Origin of the sequence: Methylobacterium sp. ME121 (assembly GCF_000974725.1) — a bacterium.
Lineage (GTDB): Bacteria > Pseudomonadota > Alphaproteobacteria > Rhizobiales > Beijerinckiaceae > Methylobacterium > Methylobacterium radiotolerans.
In genome coordinates, this window is the sequence record NZ_BBUX01000056.1 from 1 (window position 1) to 18,238 (window position 18,238).

Annotated in this window: 11 protein-coding genes; 5 read left to right on the forward strand and 6 right to left on the reverse strand. The window is 70.2% G+C overall.

Features of this window, described 5'->3' with window-relative positions; translation table 11 throughout:
• Positions 1-1,151 precede the first annotated feature (1,151 nt).
• Together ME121_RS24830 and ME121_RS24835 are read right to left on the reverse strand one after the other, a co-directional pair.
• On the reverse strand, positions 1,152-1,976 hold the full coding sequence (locus ME121_RS24830) for a helix-turn-helix transcriptional regulator (RefSeq protein ID WP_043388016.1): 825 nt from the start codon (positions 1,974-1,976) through the stop codon (positions 1,152-1,154).
• Entirely contained in the window at positions 1,973-3,289 is a 1,317-nt protein-coding gene (locus tag ME121_RS24835) for a tyrosine-type recombinase/integrase (protein WP_059409799.1), read from the reverse strand. The genes ME121_RS24830 and ME121_RS24835 overlap by 4 nt, the downstream gene beginning before the upstream one ends.
• A gap of 485 nt (positions 3,290-3,774) precedes the next feature.
• On the opposite strand from ME121_RS24835, the gene ME121_RS24840 reads away from it, so the two are divergent.
• Together ME121_RS24840 and ME121_RS24845 are read left to right on the forward strand one after the other, a co-directional pair.
• Positions 3,775-4,653, forward strand: a complete 879-nt coding sequence (locus tag ME121_RS24840; protein ID WP_059409800.1) for an NAD(P)H-hydrate dehydratase — start codon at positions 3,775-3,777, stop codon at positions 4,651-4,653.
• Between the two features lie 124 nt (positions 4,654-4,777).
• A complete protein-coding gene (locus tag ME121_RS24845) occupies positions 4,778-5,275 on the forward strand; it encodes a hypothetical protein (protein WP_012319998.1) in 498 nt (165 codons plus the stop codon).
• Between the two features lie 32 nt (positions 5,276-5,307).
• Here ME121_RS24845 and ME121_RS24850 read toward each other — a convergent pair whose 3' ends face one another.
• On the reverse strand, positions 5,308-8,313 hold the full coding sequence (locus ME121_RS24850; protein ID WP_059409801.1) for a PAS domain S-box protein: 3,006 nt from the start codon (positions 8,311-8,313) through the stop codon (positions 5,308-5,310).
• 377 nt (positions 8,314-8,690) lie between these two features.
• On the opposite strand from ME121_RS24850, the gene ME121_RS24855 reads away from it, so the two are divergent.
• Positions 8,691-11,180 carry a PAS domain-containing protein gene (locus tag ME121_RS24855; RefSeq protein WP_058606999.1) on the forward strand — a complete coding sequence of 830 codons (2,490 nt, stop codon included), beginning with the start codon at positions 8,691-8,693 and terminating at the stop codon, positions 11,178-11,180.
• 7 nt (positions 11,181-11,187) lie between these two features.
• On the opposite strand, the gene ME121_RS24860 is transcribed toward ME121_RS24855, so the two are convergent.
• Positions 11,188-11,787: a TetR/AcrR family transcriptional regulator gene (locus ME121_RS24860; protein WP_012319995.1), complete on the reverse strand. Its 600-nt coding sequence runs from the start codon at positions 11,785-11,787 to the stop codon at positions 11,188-11,190.
• Positions 11,788-11,875: 88 nt separating this feature from the next.
• On the opposite strand from ME121_RS24860, the gene ME121_RS24865 reads away from it, so the two are divergent.
• Positions 11,876-13,135, forward strand: a complete 1,260-nt coding sequence (locus ME121_RS24865; RefSeq protein ID WP_059409802.1) for an efflux RND transporter periplasmic adaptor subunit — start codon at positions 11,876-11,878, stop codon at positions 13,133-13,135.
• A gap of 113 nt (positions 13,136-13,248) precedes the next feature.
• Entirely contained in the window at positions 13,249-16,476 is a 3,228-nt protein-coding gene (locus ME121_RS24870; protein ID WP_012319993.1) for an efflux RND transporter permease subunit, read from the forward strand.
• On the opposite strand, the gene ME121_RS24875 is transcribed toward ME121_RS24870, so the two are convergent.
• Both ME121_RS24875 and ME121_RS24880 read right to left on the reverse strand, forming a co-directional pair.
• Positions 16,450-17,442, reverse strand: a complete 993-nt coding sequence (locus tag ME121_RS24875) for a DUF808 domain-containing protein (RefSeq protein WP_012319992.1) — start codon at positions 17,440-17,442, stop codon at positions 16,450-16,452. The two genes, ME121_RS24870 and ME121_RS24875, sit on opposite strands and share 27 nt — an antisense overlap.
• A 124-nt stretch (positions 17,443-17,566) precedes the next feature.
• Positions 17,567-18,235 (reverse strand): response regulator transcription factor, encoded by a 669-nt coding sequence (locus ME121_RS24880; protein ID WP_012319991.1) that lies wholly within the window; start codon positions 18,233-18,235, stop codon positions 17,567-17,569.
• Positions 18,236-18,238: the final 3 nt, after the last annotated feature.

Sequence of the window (18,238 nt, forward strand, 5' to 3'; positions counted from 1 at the left end):
CACTTTGCCCTTCGACGACGCCACGGCATCTCGTCTCTGATCCGTTGTCACGATATCGGCTCCTGAGCCTTCCGGCAGGCGGTCGGCGAAAGATCGGTGTCGGGAACGAACCGGTCGGATGCACTCATCGTCCCGGGTTCAGATAGAGTCGTCGTGCCGACTCGTCGATGCAAGCCCGTTGCAACCGAACCAGTGCGCGCAGGCTCCGGTTCGACGGAGGTCGCCAGCCTCCGTAAGCGGATTGCGAAAGGAGGCCGCGGTCAAGCGCGAGTCTCGGCAGCGGTCGCCGGTAGTTGGCTCGGCCGAGAACGATAGGCGATCATATCGTCGACGCTTAGAGTGGCCCGAGCGCCCGGACACCGACGGTGCAGTCGAAGATTGCGGGGCACGGTCAGACGAGGACTGGCGAATGACGCCCGACCCGGTAGCGGCCGAGCACCGCGCATTCGTGACAGCCGGGTTCGCAGCAAGCGCCGATGCGGGCTTCGCTTCTCGCAAACCGAGAGTCCTGCGCGGGGCCGGAGCGATAACCCACACGGTCGCGTCTCAGGTCGCCGAAGACTGGAGGCGACCGGACGGCGGGAAGGCGCGCGTCGTTCGCCCCTGTGGCACACCGGCACGTTTGAGCCGCAGCGCAGGACGCCGAAACTCGGCTGAATGTTCAAGGCCATTACGCAAAAGGGCCGTGGCCGGCCGCCGCCCCGCCCGCCCAGTCGACGTCCCAATCCACCTGTCGGCGATCACGTCCGGATCGTCCGTATGAGAGTGGACAAAACGAAGAGGCGACCGCTTGCGAATCGGCGCCGAAGCACGCGCCTTGGGCGACACTGCCTAAGCGGTTGCGGGCTCGACCGGAATCCCATGAAGGTTGCGGTCGCGATCGGCGCCGATCCTGACCCCACCGAAAACCCGGATTCGTTGAACTTGTAGGAGATCGGGGATCGACTCCGCCAGGGGCACGCTTTGGTGTTGAATTGGACTTACGCCCGACGTTGGCGCCCGAAGCCGCGCTGATTCACATAGACCCACTTGCTCCTGCCCGACTTCGGTTTCCGTCATCGTCTCGATCGCGCTCAGCTGGTCCGGACCGACATTCCGACCAGACCGGTTCAACGCCATCATACAACGGAGATCTGTAAACGAGCGTTCGTTCAAATCGAACGACCCGGGTCCCGACGTCGGTTCCGCCATCCCTCGAGTTCGGACTTGAGATAGCGCACGCGGGCTCCGATCCTGTGGAACGGCGGGCCGTTGCCCGTCAGCCGCCACTTGTCCAAGGAGCTTTTGCTGACACCCAGGAAGCGACTTGCCGCGCGGACGTCCATGCCTTCCACGTCGCCGGTCGAAACGACCCCCGGCGCACCGACGTCGCACGGCGTCTGCCTGCCGGTCGCTGTCGGGCCGCCCTCGTCGCCGGGGCGCGGCGAGGGCGGTTCCGACCGGGCGACGTGGATCGAGAAGTACACATGGCCGTCCGGCGACGTGCACGTTCCGGCGGCCCAATCGATGGACGAGGATGCCCATACGTCGGCAGGCACCTCCCTGAAGCCGTCGACCGGTCTGGGACCGCCCCTTGCATGGACGGCCAGGACGTCGCCGACGATCAGAGCCGAATGGCGGCTGATCAGCGCCGACCAGAAGGCGTCGACGAGGCCGGCGCACAGCATCGCCGATGCGGACGGCGACGTTCGCGATGCCGCGGATCGGAAAAGTGCGGGATGCGAGCTCACGCACACGCGGTAGCCGTCACCCGGCCCCATGTCGTCGTCGACCGGATCCCGGGCGAGCACCTCGATCAGTCCGGCGGACCAGTCCGCCCGAACGAGCATGTGATCCGGCGCGTCGACCGCCAACGCGCGCTCCAACTCCGCATCCAGCTCGAGATCGCGAGCGCACGGCTCCTGCATCCGGCGCAGAGTGAACGGAGCGAGATGCAGCGGGATCCAGTGCGGACGAATCTTGGTCGGGTATCTCACGACCGTTCTCCGCCATCGGCCGCGTTCGACCGTTCTCCACCGAACGCGTCGCGTGTCGGCGCGCCCAGCGCCGCTGCGAAGTCGGTCATGCATGGGCCGGCCGCTCTGGCCGCGACGTCGTGCTGGACGTGGGCGTAGATCAGCGTGGACCGAAGGTTGGCGTGTCCCAGCAGGGCTCCGGCCAGGGGGATGCTCAATCCCTGGGAGATCGCGTTCGATCCGAAGGTGTGCCGCAGGAGGTGCGGGAACAGCCTGTCGAGTCCGGCGAGGCGCATGATCAGTGGCAGGTACCTTTTCGTACCCGTAAACCAGCCGTCGCCTCTTTTCGCCGGGAAGACGTAGGCGGAGTCGGCTGTCTCCTTCAGCTTCCGCAGGAACGCCACCGCCGGGGGCGTGAGAGGCCGTTTGGTCTCGCTCTTGGAAGTCTCGAGTTCCAGGCTTTCATGTTCCAGCCTGACCTCGCTCCATTTCAACGCGGCTCCTTCGTTCCTCCTCAGGCCGGTCAGCAGCCAGAGACGGATCTGGTCCGTTGCGACGCGCGGGACGCCGTGACTCGTCTCCGCCTCGACGAGTGCTCGCCCGAGGCGCTGCACGTGCGCAGTCGTCAGGTAGTCCTTGCGCTCGTTGTCCACCTTGTTGACCCGCGCGTTCGCGACGGGATTCGCCTTCATGAGATTGTTGTCGACTGCGAACGTGCAGACCGCCGATAGATCGCGGACCACCTTTCGCGCGGCACCGCGTCCGCCGCGGACGACCGCTCCCCTGCCGGTCCGCTCCTCAGTCTTCGCGGCTGTCGCTCCGGAGCCGACCTTCCTGAAGAGCGACTCGACGTGCGTCTTGTCGAGTTCGACGAGCCGGAGCTGGCCCAGGACCGGTACGACGTGGTTGCGCAGCCGCGCCATTGTGTACTTTGCGGTCTCCTCCGTCATGTCCTCGCCCTTGCGGCGTCCTTTCAAGCGGACGAGGCCTTCCGACCCGTATAGGTCGATCAGTTCGTGCACGAACAGGCAGTTCTTCGCCGCGACCCGCTCGGCTGCCGGATCCTCGCCCTTCCGGGCAAGCACGAGCTTCTCCGCCGCTTCGCTCCGCGCTTGGCTCACACTCATGCTGCGCACGTCGCCGAGCTTCATCTTCTTGGAAGGAAAGCCGCGGCCTCCGAGACGATAGTGGATGTAGAAGGATTTCGCGCCGGTCGGCTCGATCCGCAACCCGAACCCGGGCTGATCGAGATCCCAGATGAAATAGGAGGTGGGCTTTGCGGCCGCCTTTTCGATGGTCCTGAGCGTCAGGCGAACGGCGTTCCTTCGCTTCATGGTCTTGCTCCTTCAGGACGCACGCAGGCAGCACCGTGTCGGAAACGGGCGGCTACGCCATGAAACGGCGCAAAGCGAATGCAGTCAATACTGCAACGACTTGCAATGATGAATGAAAACTTTTGAAATCGGCGGAAACACAGGGAAACGACTTCATACATCCTTGCCAAGGTTGGGGTCGAGGGTTCGAATCCCTTCGCCCGCTCCAGTTTTCCCAACCATACGAACGACGTACAAGGCCGCAGCTCTGCGGCCTTTGTCGTTTCCGGCCGCCTTCGCGGTGCGCTCCAGGCGCGTCGGACAGGGCACACGGCTCGTCGCGCTCCGAGCGGGGCGATAGCCTGAGCGGACGGTCGTCGGAACCAACTGTCATCCTGCCGGGCTGTCATCGGCAAGCCCGGACCGCCGCGCCGCGACCTCGGGGCGGCGATAGCCCAAGGCAGAGCGATCATGAGAATCCGACCTACCGCGGCCACGCTCGCCCGATGAAGCACACGCCCCTCACGGCCGCCTCTCTCCGGGAGCACCCGCTGCCGCTCCCGCAAGCGGGGAGCAAGGACGCGCGCGGCAGGGCGCTCGTGGTTGCCGGCTCGGCCTCGGTCCCGGGGGCGGCCCTGCTGGCCGCCGTCGCCGCCCTGCGCGCGGGCGCCGGGAGGCTGAGGATCGCGACCGTCGCGAGCGCGGCCGCCGGCATGGGACTGATGGTGCCCGAAGCCATGGTCGTCGGATTGCCGGAGACCGCGGATGGCGCCGTCGATGTCGCGCAGGCTGCGACCAGCCTGCGGACGCTGGCGGACGGATGCGACGCCGTCCTGATCGGGCCCGGAATGCTCGGCGAGGCGCCGACCGCGGCGCTCACGGTCGAGCTGCTCGGCGCCGACGCGTCCTTCATCCTCGACGCCACCGCACTGTCCGAGCTCCGCGCCCGTGCGGGGGCCGTCAGGGCCCGCGCCGGGCGGGCGGTAGTCACGCCCCATGCCGGCGAGATGGCGCGGCTCCTGGACCGCCGCCGCGAGGCGGTGGAGGCGGATCCGCTTGAGGCGGCGCGCGCGGCAGCCGAGCTTCTGGGATCGGTCGTGGTGATGAAGGGGGCGTCGACGTGGATCGTGGAGCCGCAGGGCGGGCGCTGGCTCTATGCCGGCGGTGGCATCGGCCTCGCGACGTCGGGCTCGGGCGACGTTCTGGCCGGCCTCATCGTCGGGCTCCTCGCGCGCGGCCTGCCGCCGATCTCGGCCGCTCTCTGGGGCGTGTTCCTGCACGGCGAAGCCGGCCGGCGCCTTGCCGGGGCGATCGGCCCGGTCGGCTTCCTTGCCCGGGAACTGCCGGGCGTCGTGCCGGAACTGATGCGAGAGACGATGGGCTAGGGCGCCGACTGCGGGGCGATCCGGATGTGGCGCGGTTCCACGGGCGCTGCGGACCGCCGCACGCTCGGAACAGCGCGTCCCGCCGCCGCCTTGCCCTTGGACAGTGAACGCGCGGACGGGCGACATGCAGGGCTACGCGACCTCTTTCGGCATCGGGTTCGTCGCGGGGATGCGGAGCCTGTCGGCCTGTGCCGCCCTGACCTGGGCCGCCTCTGGAGGACGGACGCGCCGCGCGCCGATCCCGGCCGGTGTCGCCGCGCGCGGGGTGGCGACGGCGGCCGCCCTGGCGGAGATGGCCGGCGACAAGATGCCGTTCGCGCCCGACCGCCGCATCCCTCCCTCCTTCGCGTTCCGACTGGCCATCGGTGCGGTCGGCGGATGGGCCCTGGCCGGGCAACGCACCTCACCCGAATTTGGGGCCCTGGCCGGCGCGGCCGGCGCGGTCGCGGGCACGCTGATCGGCCGGTCGGCACGGGGTGGCGATTCTCGTACCGCGTCCGGCCGGAGCCGCGGCTTGGCCGAGGACGCGGCCGCCGTCGTTCTCGCGGCGCTGGTGATCGCGTCGGCGGAAGGCCCGCCCCGCGCGCCGCGGGAATCGCGGGCCCGCGGCACCCGGACCTGACGCGCCCGCACGAGAGCCTGTCAGGCCGCGTCTCAAGCGGCGCTCGGCGCTTCCTGCATCGCGGCGAGGGGGGCTTCGAGCCGGCAGATCAGGCCGGTCGGGGCGAAGGTGAGCCTGACCTCGCAGCCGACTTCGACGGAGAAGCTGCGCTCGATCAGCCGCGAGCCGAAGCCGCGCCGCACGGGGGGCGCGAGGATCGGCGGTCCACCCGTCTCCGACCATGTCAGGCAGAAGCGCGGCTCGGCGGCCTCGCGTACCACGTGCCAGCGGAGATCGACGCCGCCCTCCGCGGTCGAGAGCGCCCCGTACTTGGCCGCGTTGGTGGCGAGTTCGTGCAGCGCCAGCGCCAGGGCGAGCGCCGGCTTGGCGGCGAGGAGCACGCCGGGCCCGCTCACGCGGATGCGCGTCCCGGCGCCGCCCTGATGCACCGCGAGAGCGCCGTCCACCACGTCGGCGATGGGTGCCTCGGTCCAGCTCGCCCGGGTCAGGATGTCGTGCGCGCGGCCCAGCAGGATCAGGCGCGCCGAGAAGGCGTCCCGGGCCGCGTCCAGGTCGGCGGCGTTGCGGAACGTCTGGTTGGCGATGGCCTGGACCATCGCCAGCGTGTTCTTGACCCGGTGCTGCAACTCACCGGTGAGAAGGCGCTGATGCTCCTCGGCGCGCTTGCGCTCAGTGATGTCGAGCATGGCACCGATCATCCGCACGGCCTGCCCGGCCGCGTCGCGCAGCACGTAGCCGCGGTCGAGGACGTAGGCGTAGTCGCCATCCGCTTTCCGGAAGCGGTACTCCTCGGACCAGTGCTCGATGCTGTCGTCGATCACGGCGTAGATGCCGGCCGTCACGCGCGCCCGGTCTTCGGGGTGGATCTGCGCCTTCCACCACGACCCGCTCGCGCCCACCGCGTCGGCCGCGTAGCCGAACAGGGTCTGCACGGCCTCGTTCCAGAGGATGTGGTCGCTCGCCAGATCCCAGTCCCAGATCGCGTCGTTGGTCGCACGGGCCGCGAGCCGATAGCGCTCCTCCGCCTCGCGGGTCGCATTCTCGGCGCGCCGGCTCGCGGTGACGTCGCGCGTGGTGCCGATGAATCGCACCGTCCGCCCGTCCGCCGCGAAGGCTTGACCCTTCGCGGCGACCCAGCGCTCGACCCCGTCCTGCAATCCGACAACGCGGAAGGCGATGTCGTAGGTGCCGGGACCGGTCGGGTCGATGGCGCGCTGGACCGCCGCGTCGACCCAGGCGCGGTCATCCGGGTGAAGCCCGGCCAGGAAGACGTCGTAGCTCACGGGCGCGTCGGGCGGCAGGCCGAACAGGGCGCGGGTGCGCGCGTCCCAGGTCAGCACGTCGGCGACGAGATCGTAGTCGAAGATCCCGGTGGCGGTCGCCTCGACGGCCAAGGCCAGCTGCTCCCTGGCCTCACGCAGCTCCAGTTCGGCGCGGCGCCGGTCATGGATGTCACTGTTGCTGCCGAGCCAGCCCACGACCGCGCCGCTCGCGTCCTTCAGGGGCTCGGCCCGAATGAGGAACCAGCGGTAGGTGCCGTCGTGGCGGCGCAGGCGGGCCTCGGTGTCGTACATGACCTCCCGGCTCCGCGCCGTCTCCCACGCCTGCAGCAGGCCCGGGAGGTCGTCCGGATGGACCGGCCGGTCCCAGCCCATCGGCAGCGCCTGCTCGGGCGTCTGGCCGGTGTAGGCGTACCACCGGTCGTTGAGGTAGTTGAGGCTGCCGTCCGGATTGCCGAACCAGATTATCGCCGGGGCCAGCTCGGTCAGGACCTGGAAGCGCTCCTCGGCCAACTTGCGCTCGTGGATATCGATGGTCGTGCCGATCCAGCTGCGCCGCTCGCCGTCCCCGTCGCGGACGGGGTGGGCGCGGGAGAGGAACCAACGGTACTGCCCGTCCGCGCGCCGCAGGGGGAACTCCACCTCGTAGAGACGCCCCGCGCCGGCCGCCGCGAGCCACGCCGCACGCGTCGCCTCCCGGTGATCGGGATGGATGACGCTCATCCAGCTCTGCTCGCCGGTCGCGCCGGCGGGTAGGCCCGTGTAATCGTACCAGTAGGCGTTGCAGTAGGTGACGCTGCCCTCCGCGTCGGCGAACCAGACGATCTGCGGGCTGACCTCGACGAGCGAGCGGTAGCGCAGCTCGCTGGCCTCCAAGGCGGCGTCGGCCGCGCGCTGCTCGGTGCGGTCACGCAGGATCTTGACGAACCCCACGAGGGCGCCGTCCTCGGATCTCAGCGGCATGATCTCGCCGCTGGCCCAGAAGCGGCTGCCGTCCTTGCGCAGATGCCAGCGCTCGTCCGGCGCGCTGCCCGACTCGAGGGATTGCCTCATCTCACGCGTCGGCCGCTCGGCGGCGCGATCCTCGTGGGTGAAGATCACTCCGATCGTGCCACCCAGCATCTCGGCTTCCGACCAGCCCAGGATGCGCTCGGCACCGGCGTTCCAGCGGGTGACGCGTCCCTCGGGATCCATCGCCACGATGGCATAGTCGGTGGCGCTGTCGAGGATGCGCGCGTGCAGCAGGCGCTGCTCGGCCTGCTCGCGCAGGGAGCGGCGCAGCTCCATCTGCGCCATCGTCTGGCGGGCGAGCCGGAGCAGGCCCGCGCGCTGCCGGTCGCTGAGCTGATGGGGCTTGGTGTCGAGGACGCAGACGGTGCCGATTGGATGACCGTCGGCGGTCTTCAGCAGCGCCCCGGCGTAGAAGCGCAGCCCCGGCTCCCCCGTGACGAGCGGATTGCCCTGGAAGCGCGGGTCCCGCGTCGCGTCGGGTACGTGGAGGAAATCCTGCTGCAGGATAGCCTGGCGACAGAACGAACTTTCGATTGGCGTCTGCCGTATGCCCAGTCCGACTTCGGCCTTGAAGAATTGCCGCCCGTCCCCGACCAGGTTGACCACCGCGATGGGAGTCCCGCACAGCTCGGCGGCCGCCTCGGCAATCTCGTCGAAATCCTGCTCACGCGGCGTGTCGACCAGGCAGTAACGGTCGAGGGCGCGCAGGCGCGCCGCTTCGTCCTCGCGTATGCGGGAGAGGTCCATCGGAATGGTAGTTTCGCGCGGTCCGGGTGGTTCCGTGAGAGGGGTTCTCGGGCGGCGAAAGTATGGCCGCCGGCAATAAACATCGGGCCGGCGGCATTTCCCCGCGGGATCCCGCGCCGACACGACGGGTTCGGATCGCCATATACGGCGCGGCAGCGATCGCCCGCGCGGGATCCGAATCTGGGAACATCGCGCGTCGACAACGATCATCGTCGGCGACCTCGGGACGACAGGTGACACGGACGGCATGACCGGCAGAACCTCATCTCGCGCCGAGTACCGGGCCACGCGGCAGCCTCCGATCGGGGCGGGCGCCCGCTCGACCGGGCGGAGCGCGCGCGGTCACCGAGACGTCCCGCTGGCGGCACGGTTCCGTCGTGGCTGATCCGTTCAGGTTCCTGCCGCCCGGCGGTCTGACGGGGGTGGAGATCCGCGCCCGTGACTGGGCGGAGACGCCGCTCGGGCCGCCCGACGGGTGGCCGTCGGCCCTGCGCAGCGCGCTCGGACTGATGTTGTCCTGCCCCACCGCGATGTTCCTGGCCTGGGGACCGGACCTGCTCTGCTTCTACAACGACGCCTACCGGCCGGTCCTCGGCTACCGCCTCGCCACGGCCCTCGGTCGTCCCTTCCGCGAGGTCTGGGCCAGCATCTGGGACGAGATCGCACCCCTGGTGTCTGCGACCCTCGCGGGCGAGAGCCAGACCCTGACCGACGTCATGCTCGACCTGTCGCGGGACGGCCGGTCCGAGCAGGGCTGGTGGTCCTTCACCTACTCGCCGGTGCTGGACGATGCCGGAGCGATCAGCGGCCTGTTCTGCGTCACCGCCGAGACAACGGCGCGCGTCCTCGGCGAGGCGCGGCTGCGCGAGAGCGAGGATCACTTCCGCCACACGGTCGAACTCAACCCGCAGGTGCCGTGGACCTGCGACCCGCAGGGCAACATCACCTCCTACTCCAAGCGCTGGCTCGACCTGACGGGACAGGCGCCCGGCGAGCCGGACGGCACGGGCTGGACCAGGGCGCTGCACCCGGATGATCTGCCGTGGACCATCACGGTGTTCACGCAATGCCTCGCTTCGGGCGACACGGTCGATGTCGATTACCGCATCCGCGTCGCGCGGACCGGGACTTACCGGTGGATGCGCGCCCGCGCGCAGCCGCGCCGGGCCGAGGACGGTGCCATCGTCCGCTGGTACGGCGTGGTCGAGGATATCCACGACCGCAAGCTCGCCGAGGACCGGCTGCGCGAGATGAACGCCACCCTGGAGCGGCGCGTCGCGGAGGCCCTCGCTCAGCGCAAGCTCTGGGCGGACGTGTTCGAGACCACCGACGCGCTCGTGGGCGCGCTGGATACCGAGTACCGGTTCCTCGCCGTGAACGCGGCTTACGCTGACGCGTTCGAGGCGATTTACGGCCTGCGCCCGGCCGTGGGGGCCAATCTGCTGGATCTGCTGTCCGGCTATCCCGAGCAGCGGGCCGCCGCGCAGGCGGTCTGGTCACGCGCCCTCGCGGGCGAGGAGTTCACCGTCGCGGAGGCCTTCGGCGATCCCGGCCTCAAGCGGCCCTCTTACGAGCTGAAGTTCACGACGCTGCGCGACGCGCGCGGTCGACGGATCGGCGCCTTCCAGTACGCCCAGGACATCACCGAGCGCCTGCGCCACCAGGAGCAGCTCGCGCGCGCCGAGGAGGCGCTGCGCCACGCGCAGCGGATGGAGGCGGTGGGCCAGCTCACCGGCGGCGTCGCGCACGACTTCAACAACCTGCTGACCATCATCCGCTCGTCCGTCGAGTTCCTGCGCCGGCCGAATCTCGCCGAGGAGCGCCGCACCCGTTACCTGGAGGCGGTCTCCGACACGGTCGACCGCGCCGCGCGGCTGACGAACCAGCTCCTGGCCTTCGCCCGTCGCCAGCCGCTCGCGCCCGAAGTCTTCGATGTCGGGGCGCGGCTGGGCGAGATGGCCGACATGCTGAACGCCGTGACGGGCGGGCGCGTCCGGATCGTGACGGAGATCTCCGACGCGCGCTGCCACGTGCGGGCCGACCCGAGCCAGTTCGAGACGGCTTTGGTCAACCTCGCAATGAATGCCCGCGACGCCATGGAGGGCGAGGGCACGCTGACGCTCAGGCTCACCTGCGGCGCCGCCCTGCCGCCGATCCGCGGCCATGCCGGCGCACCCGGACCGTTCGCCGCCGTCGCGGTGACGGACGAGGGGCCTGGCGTGGCGCCGGATCTGCTGGGACGGATCTTCGAGCCCTTCTTCACCACCAAGGCCGTCGGCAAGGGCACGGGGCTCGGCCTCTCACAGGTGATCGGCTTCACCAAGCAGTCGGGCGGCGACGTCGAGGTCGTGAGCCATGTCGGTCGCGGGGCGACCTTCACCCTCTACTTGCCGGAGGTCGACCCGCCGCCCGCGGCGGCGGACGACGGGGCCGTCATGGACGCGCCGGCAGGCGAGGACCGCGCGCTCTGCGTGCTGGTCGTGGAGGACAATCTCGAGGTCGGGCGCTTCTGCACGCAGCTCCTGGAAGATCTCGGCCACGCGACCGTCTGGGCCCACAACGCCGAGGCCGCGCTCGCCGAGATGGAGAAGGTGCCGTTCCGGTTCGACGCCGTCTTCTCGGACGTGGTGATGCCCGGGATGGGCGGCGTCGAGCTCGCGCGCCGGCTGCGCGCCGACCACCCCGCGCTGCCGGTCATTCTGACCACCGGCTACAGCGACGCGCTCGCGCGGGACGACGCGCACGGATTCGAGCTCGTGCGCAAACCTTACTCGGCCGAGCAGGTCGCGCGGGCGCTGCGCGACGTCCTGGCCCGGCACCGTCCAGGGTCGATCGACCGGTCCGGGGTGCAAGATCGCGCCGGGTAAGCGCGTCTCAAACGTCCTCCCCCTTCGCGAAGGCCCGCAGCGAGACGCGCGCGACTTCCCGCAGCGCCTCGCGGTCGGCGCCCGAGGAGGCCAGCACGCCCATGCCGGAGGCGACGGTCGACAGGAACCGTGCGAGGGCGACCGGATCGGCGTCCGCCGGGAGGTCACCGTCCTCCCGGGCCCGGACGAAGCGCTCGCGAAGTTCCATCTCGCTCTGCGCCCGCCGGGCTGCCAGCTCGAACGGGATGTTCTCCGAACCCGCCCCGCAGGCGAGCCCGCCCTGGACCAGGAGGCAGCCGGGCGGGTTCGCCGGATCGGTGTGGCTCTCGGCGATGCTGCTCAGGAAGCGCTCGGCCACGTCGTGCGCGGTCTCGCCCGCCAGGACGAAGCGCATGTGCTCGGAACGACGCTGCGCGTATCGGTCGAGGGCGGCCTTGAGCAGCCCCTCCTTGCTGCCGAAGGCCGCGTAGAGACTCGGAGGCTTGATGCCCATCGCCTTCGTCAGCATTGCGAGGCTCGCGCCGTCGTAGCCGTGGCGCCAGAACACCTCCATCGCCTCGTCGAGGGCCTTGTCCGTGTCGAAGGACCGGGGGCGCCCCATCACCATTGCCTCTGGACTCCAACTTTTATATCGAGTGGTAGATAAGTCACTTGACGCCCCGCGTCCATGCCGACATGTGTAGCGACCTGTACAGATGTCGGAGCCGCTCGTGGAACCTCAGCGTCATCCCTCTCGCGGTCCTCTCCCCGTCCGGCGCTTCGCCGCCGGCGGTCTCGCCATCGCACTTCTGGCGGGCGCTGCCTACGCTCTCGTACCGGGGACGCTGATCCGAGGAACCGCGGCCATCGCCGCGACGCCACCGGCCGAGGTGGCGATGCCGGCCGCGGTCGCGACCGTCGAGCCGCGCGACGTCATCCTCTGGGACGAGTTCTCGGGGCGCCTGGAAGCGGTCGAACGCATCGACGTGCGCGCCCGGGTCGGCGGTGCGATCCTGGCCACGCATTTCGCCGAAGGCGAGCTGGTCAAGGCCGGGGACCTGCTGGTGACCATCGACCCCGCGCCCTACGCGGCCGAGGTCCAGAGGCTCGAGGCCCAGGTCGCGGGCGCCGAGGCGCGCGTCGGCCTGACGGCGAGCGACCTCGAGCGTGGGCAGAAGCTGTCGGATCAGCACATCGTTACGGCACGCGACCTCGACGTCCGGGCCAACGCGTTCAAGGAGGCTCGGGCGAGCCTCGACGCGGCGAAGGCGGCGCTGGAGGCCGCGCGCCTCAACCTCGGCTACACGCAGGTGCGGGCTGCGGTGAGCGGCCGCGTCGGCCGCCGCGAGATCACGCCGGGCAACCTCGTGGCGACGGGCGCGGCGGCCGCCGTGCTGACCACGCTGGTCTCGGTCGATCCCGTCTACGCCAGCTTCGACGCCGACGAGGGCGTGGTCCTGAAGGCGCTGGCCTCGGTCGCCGAGCCGGGCGGCCGGCGCGGCAAGCTCGGCCTCATCCCCGTCGAGATGGCGACCGCCGACGGCGCGCGCGCCAGCGGGCATCTCCAGTTCATCGACAACAAGGTCGATGCGCGCAGCGGCACGGTCCGCGTGCGCGCGACCTTCTCCAACGGTGACGGCCGCCTGATCCCGGGCCAGTTCGCGCGGATGCGCCTCGGTCAGGCCGCTCCGGAACGCCTCGTCCTCGTCGACGAACGGGCCGTCGGCACCGATCAGGACAAGAAGTTCGTGCTCGCGGTCGGGGCGGACAACCGGGCCGAGTTCCGCGCCGTGACCCTCGGCCGGGCCGTCGACGGACTCCGCGTGGTCACCTCCGGCCTGTCGGGCGGCGAGCGCATCGTGGTCAACGGCCTGCAGCGCGTCCGTCCCGGGACGCTCCTGAGCCCCGAGCCCGTGGCGATGGGAGCGCGGCCGCAGGACAGCGGGTCCGGACCGCGCAAGCTCGCCCAGCGCTGACGGAAGCCGCTCGGGCGCGCCTCCCTTCCCCCGAGTCAGATCCCGGACGCGACGATGACGGCGGCCGCCTACGGCCGCCGGGACGCCCCTGCCTCGCGCCCTCGGAGGGCGGCATGAATCTCTCCAAGTTCTTCATCGACCGCCCGATCTTCGCGGGCGTGCTCTCGATGCTCATCTTCATCGGCGGCCTGCTCTCGCTCTTCGCGATGCCGATCTCCGAGTACCCGGACGTGGTCCCGCCCTCCGTGGTCGTCCGCGCCACCTTCCCGGGCGCCAATCCCAAGGTGATCGTCGAGACCGTGGCGACGCCGATCGAGGAGCAGATCAACGGCGTCGAAGGCATGCTCTACATGTCGAGCCAGGCCACGACCGACGGCATCATGACCCTGACCGTCACCTTCCGGCTGGGGACCGATCCCGACAAGGCGCAGCAGCTCGTCCAGAACCGCGTCTCGCAGGCCGAGCCGCGCCTGCCGGCCGTGGTGCGCCAGCTGGGCATCGTCACGGTGAAGAGCTCCCCCGACCTAACGATGGTCGTGCATCTCGTGTCGCCGAACGGGCGCTACGACATGACCTACCTGCGCAACTACGCGGTGCTGAACATCAAGGACCGCCTGGCCCGGCTCGACGGCGTCGGCCAGGTCCAGCTCTTCGGCTCCGGCGACTACGCGATGCGGATCTGGCTCGACCCGCAGAAGGTGGCCGAGCACGGCCTGTCCGCGGGCGACGTCGTGCGCGAGATCCAGGCCCAGAACGTGGAGGCCGCGGCCGGCGTGATCGGCGCGTCGCCGGCCGTCCCGGGCCTCGACCTGCAGCTCTCGCTCAACGCCGAGGGACGCCTGAGCAGCGAGGAGCAGTTCGGCGACATCGTGGTCAAGACCGGCACCGACGGCGCGATCACCCGCCTGCGCGACGTCGCGCGGATCGAGCTCGGCGCCTCCGACTACGCCCTGCGCTCGCTCCTCGACAACAAGTCGGCGGTGGCGATCCCGATCTCCCAATCGCCGGGCTCGAACGCGATCCAGATCTCGGACGAGGTCCGCCGCACCATGGCGGAGATCAAGCGGACCATGCCGGAGGGCGTCGATTACCAGATCGTCTACGACCCGACGCAGTTCGTGCGCGCCTCCATCGAGGCCGTGATCCACACGCTGCTGGAGGCCATCGCCCTCGTCGTGCTGGTGGTGATCCTGTTCCTGCAGACGTGGCGGGCGTCGATCATCCCGCTGCTCGCCGTGCCGGTCTCCATCGTCGGCACCTTCGCGGTGATGCACGTCTTCGGATTCTCGATCAACGCGCTGAGCCTGTTCGGCCTGGTGCTCGCCATCGGCATCGTCGTCGACGACGCGATCGTGGTGGTCGAGAACGTCGAGCGCAATATCGAGAGCGGCCTGTCCCCGCGGGAGGCCAGCTACCAGGCCATGCGCGAGGTCTCGGGCCCGATCATCGCCATCGCCCTCGTGCTCGTCGCTGTCTTCGTGCCGCTGGCCTTCATCAGCGGGCTGACCGGCCAGTTCTACAAGCAGTTCGCCCTGACCATCGCGATCTCGACGGTGATCTCGGCGATCAACTCGCTGACCCTCTCGCCGGCGCTGTCGGCGCTGCTGCTGAAGGACCACCACGCGCCGAAGGATCGCCTGACCCGCGTCCTCGACCGGCTCCTCGGGTGGTTCTTCCGCCGGTTCAACCGCGCCTTCGGGCGGGCCTCGGACGGCTACGGCCGCGGCGTCGGCTTCGCGGTGTCGCGCAAGACCGTGATGATGGTCCTCTACGTCCTGCTGGTCGGACTGACCGGCGGCCTGTTCCGCCAGATCCCGGGCGGCTTCGTGCCCGGGCAGGACAAGCAGTACCTCGTGGGTTTCGCGCAGCTACCCGACGGCGCGACCCTCGACCGGACGGAGGAGGTCATCCGCCGCATGAGCGAGATCGCCCTCAAGGAGCCCGGCGTCGAGAGCGCCGTCGCCTTCCCGGGCCTCTCGATCAACGGCTTCACCAACAGTTCCAACTCGGGGATCGTGTTCTCGACGCTGAAGCCGTTCGACGAGCGCAAGGACCCGTCCCTCAACGGGGCGGCGATCGCGCAGTCGCTGAACAAGAAGTATGCCGCGATCCCCGAGGCCTTCATCGCGATGTTCCCGCCGCCGCCGGTCAACGGCCTCGGGACGATCGGCGGCTTCAAGCTGCAGATCGAGGACCGCGCCGGCCTCGGCTACGAGGCGCTGAACGACGCCACCAAGGCGTTCATGGCCAAGGCCGCCCAGGCACCGGAACTCGTCGGTCTGTTCTCGAGCTTCCAGATGAACGTGCCGCAGCTCTTCGCCGACATCGACCGGACGAAGGCACGTCAGCTCAACATCCCGGTGACGGACGTCTTCGACACGCTGCAAATCTATCTCGGCTCGCTCTACGTGAACGACTTCAACAAGTTCGGCCGCACCTACTCGGTGCGCGTCCAGGCCGACGCCCCGTTCCGGGCCCGATCTGACGACGTCGGCCTCCTGAAGGTCCGGGCCGGTTCGGGCGAGATGGTGCCGCTCTCCGCCCTGCTGCGCGTCCGCCAGAGCGCCGGACCGGAGCGGGCCATGCGCTACAACGGCTTCCTGTCCGCCGACATCAACGCCGGCGCGGCGCCCGGATACTCGTCGGGCCAGGCCCAGGCGGCTGCGACGCGGATCGCGGCCGAGACGCTGCCGCGGGGCTTCGCCTTCGAGTGGACGGATCTCACGTACCAGGAGTTCATCGCGGGCAATTCCGGGATCTGGGTCTTCCCGCTGGCGCTGCTCCTGGTCTTCCTCGTGCTCGCCGCGCAGTACGAGAGCCTCGCCCTGCCGCTCGCCATCCTGCTGATCGTGCCGATGGGCCTGCTCGCCGCCATGTTCGGCGTGTGGCTGTCGGCGGGCGACAACAACGTGTTCACGCAGATCGGCCTGATCGTGCTCGTCGGGCTCTCGGCCAAGAACGCCATCCTGATCGTGGAATTCGCGCGCGAGCTCGAGTTCGCCGGGCGGACCCCGCTCCAGGCGGCGATCGAGGCGAGCCGCCTCCGGCTGCGGCCGATCCTCATGACGTCGATGGCCTTCATCATGGGCGTGCTGCCGCTGGTCACCGCGACCGGCGCCGGATCGGAGATGCGCCGCGCGATGGGCGTCGCGGTGTTCTCCGGCATGATCGGCGTGACCGCCTTCGGGCTGTTCCTGACGCCGGTCTTCTACGTGCTGCTGCGTCGTCTGAGCGGCAACAGGCCGCTCAAGCACCACGGCACTCCCGCAGGGACGACCGCGCCGGTCCCGGCGGCTCCCGATCACGGCCTTCCGTCAGGCGCGCCGCTGCCACAGGCCTGACAGGGCCCGCCACGCCGGCGCCAGCACGAAGGTCGTCAGCGGGATCAGGGCTCCGCCGACGACCAGCCCGATCACGCCCGACACCGTCGCGGTGACGAGCCACGCGACGAGGCCCGCGGCGAACGGCACGCGCGCCGCAGCGGCCTCCGCCATCGCGTGGGCGGCGTGGGCCGGCGCCGACAGGCCGTAGGCCTCGAGCCCGTGCATGAGGATCCCGCCGCCGACCCAGATCATCGCCGCCGTCCCGATGATCGCCAGGATCGTGAGCAGGATCGGCATGCCCCTGACCACGCCGCGGCCGAGCCCGCGGATGAGATTTCCGACCGGCGGGCCGGCGGTGCTGCGGGCGAGGGCGAGACCGGCATCGTCGGCCTTCACGATCAGCGCGACCACACCGTAGACGCCCGCGGTGATGCCGACGGCGACGATGGCCAGCACCGCCGCGCGCATCCAGAAGCTGCCCTCCGGCAGCGCCGCGAGGGTGATGGCCATGATCTCGGCCGAGAGGATGAAGTCGGTCTTGATGGCGCTCGCCACGCGGCGGTCTTCGCGGGCCTGATCGCCGCCGGCGCCACCCTCCTGGTCCGCCTCGTCGCCGTGCCCGTGATGGGCGAACACGGCCTCGTAGACCTTCTCGGCGCCCTCGAAGCTCAGGTATGCGCCGCCCAGCATGAGGAGCGGCGTGATCGCCCAGGGGGCGAAGGCGCTGAGCGCCAGGGCACCCGGCAGCAAAAAGAGGATCTTGTTGCGCAGCGACCCGAGGGCGATCCGGCCGACGATCGGCAGTTCGCGCTCCGCGGCGAAGCCGACGACGTAGCGCGGCGTCACGGCCGCGTCGTCGATGACGACGCCGGCGGCCTTGGTGCCGGCCCGCGCCGCTTGGCCGGCGACGTCGTCGAGGGAGGCCGCCGCGGCCCTGACCATGAAGGCAACATCGTCCAGCAGGGCGATCAATCCGACGCTCACCCGTCTCCCCTCATCCGTGACCGGTCCGCCAGAGAGACGATCCGCGGGAGGATTTGATCCCTGACGGATGAAATTCGGCGCGCCCGACCTTCGGCGGGACGATCCTGCCGACGCTCGCTCGGGCCTAGCGGAGCGCCAGGGCGTCGAGCCATCCGTGCGCGGCGGCGTAGCGGATGATCTCCGCGCGCGTGCGCAGGCCCAGCTTCTCGGCGGCCCGCGCCTTGTAGGTCTCGATGGACTTGACGCTGAGATCGAAGCGCCGCGCGATCTCCTTGTTGCTGAATCCCTGCGCGATCAGCCGGAGCACGTCGGTCTCGCGCGGGCTCAGGGCCTCGGCCGACGGCTCGGTGTCCCCGCCCTGAGTCGGGGTCGCGGGATGCGCCATGGCGTGGCTCGCCACCGAGGGGTCGAGGTAGATCCCGCCCGCCGCGACGGCGCGGACCGCGCGGAGCAGGTCCTCCGCGGCCGAGCGCTTGAGGAGGTAGCCCCGGGCCCCCGCCTTGAGCAACGGCTGGACGTAGGCCGCGTCCTCGTGGACCGTCAGCACCAGCACGCGCGTCCGCGGGCACGACCCGGCGACGCGCTCGGTGAGCTCCAGGCCGTTGAGACCCGGCATCGAGACGTCGACCACGGCGACGTCCGGGTCCGCGGCGTGGATCATCGGCAGCGCCTCGCTGCCGCTGGTGGCCTCGCCGACCAGCTCGATCTCCGGGTCGGCGTTCAGGAGCGTCCGGATCCCCGCGAGGACGATGGGGTGGTCGTCGGCCAGGGCGACGCGGATGCGGTCCGTCATGCG

Coding starts and splice junctions, on each gene's coding strand:
- ME121_RS24835 (WP_059409799.1), bottom strand. CDS start 3,289: ATGAAGCGAAGGAACGCCGTTCGCCTGACGCTCAGGACCATCGAAAAG.
- ME121_RS24840 (WP_059409800.1), top strand. CDS start 3,775: ATGAAGCACACGCCCCTCACGGCCGCCTCTCTCCGGGAGCACCCGCTG.
- ME121_RS24845 (WP_012319998.1), top strand. CDS start 4,778: ATGCAGGGCTACGCGACCTCTTTCGGCATCGGGTTCGTCGCGGGGATG.
- ME121_RS24850 (WP_059409801.1), bottom strand. CDS start 8,313: ATGGACCTCTCCCGCATACGCGAGGACGAAGCGGCGCGCCTGCGCGCC.
- ME121_RS24860 (WP_012319995.1), bottom strand. CDS start 11,787: ATGGTGATGGGGCGCCCCCGGTCCTTCGACACGGACAAGGCCCTCGAC.
- ME121_RS24865 (WP_059409802.1), top strand. CDS start 11,876: ATGTCGGAGCCGCTCGTGGAACCTCAGCGTCATCCCTCTCGCGGTCCT.
- ME121_RS24870 (WP_012319993.1), top strand. CDS start 13,249: ATGAATCTCTCCAAGTTCTTCATCGACCGCCCGATCTTCGCGGGCGTG.
- ME121_RS24880 (WP_012319991.1), bottom strand. CDS start 18,235: ATGACGGACCGCATCCGCGTCGCCCTGGCCGACGACCACCCCATCGTC.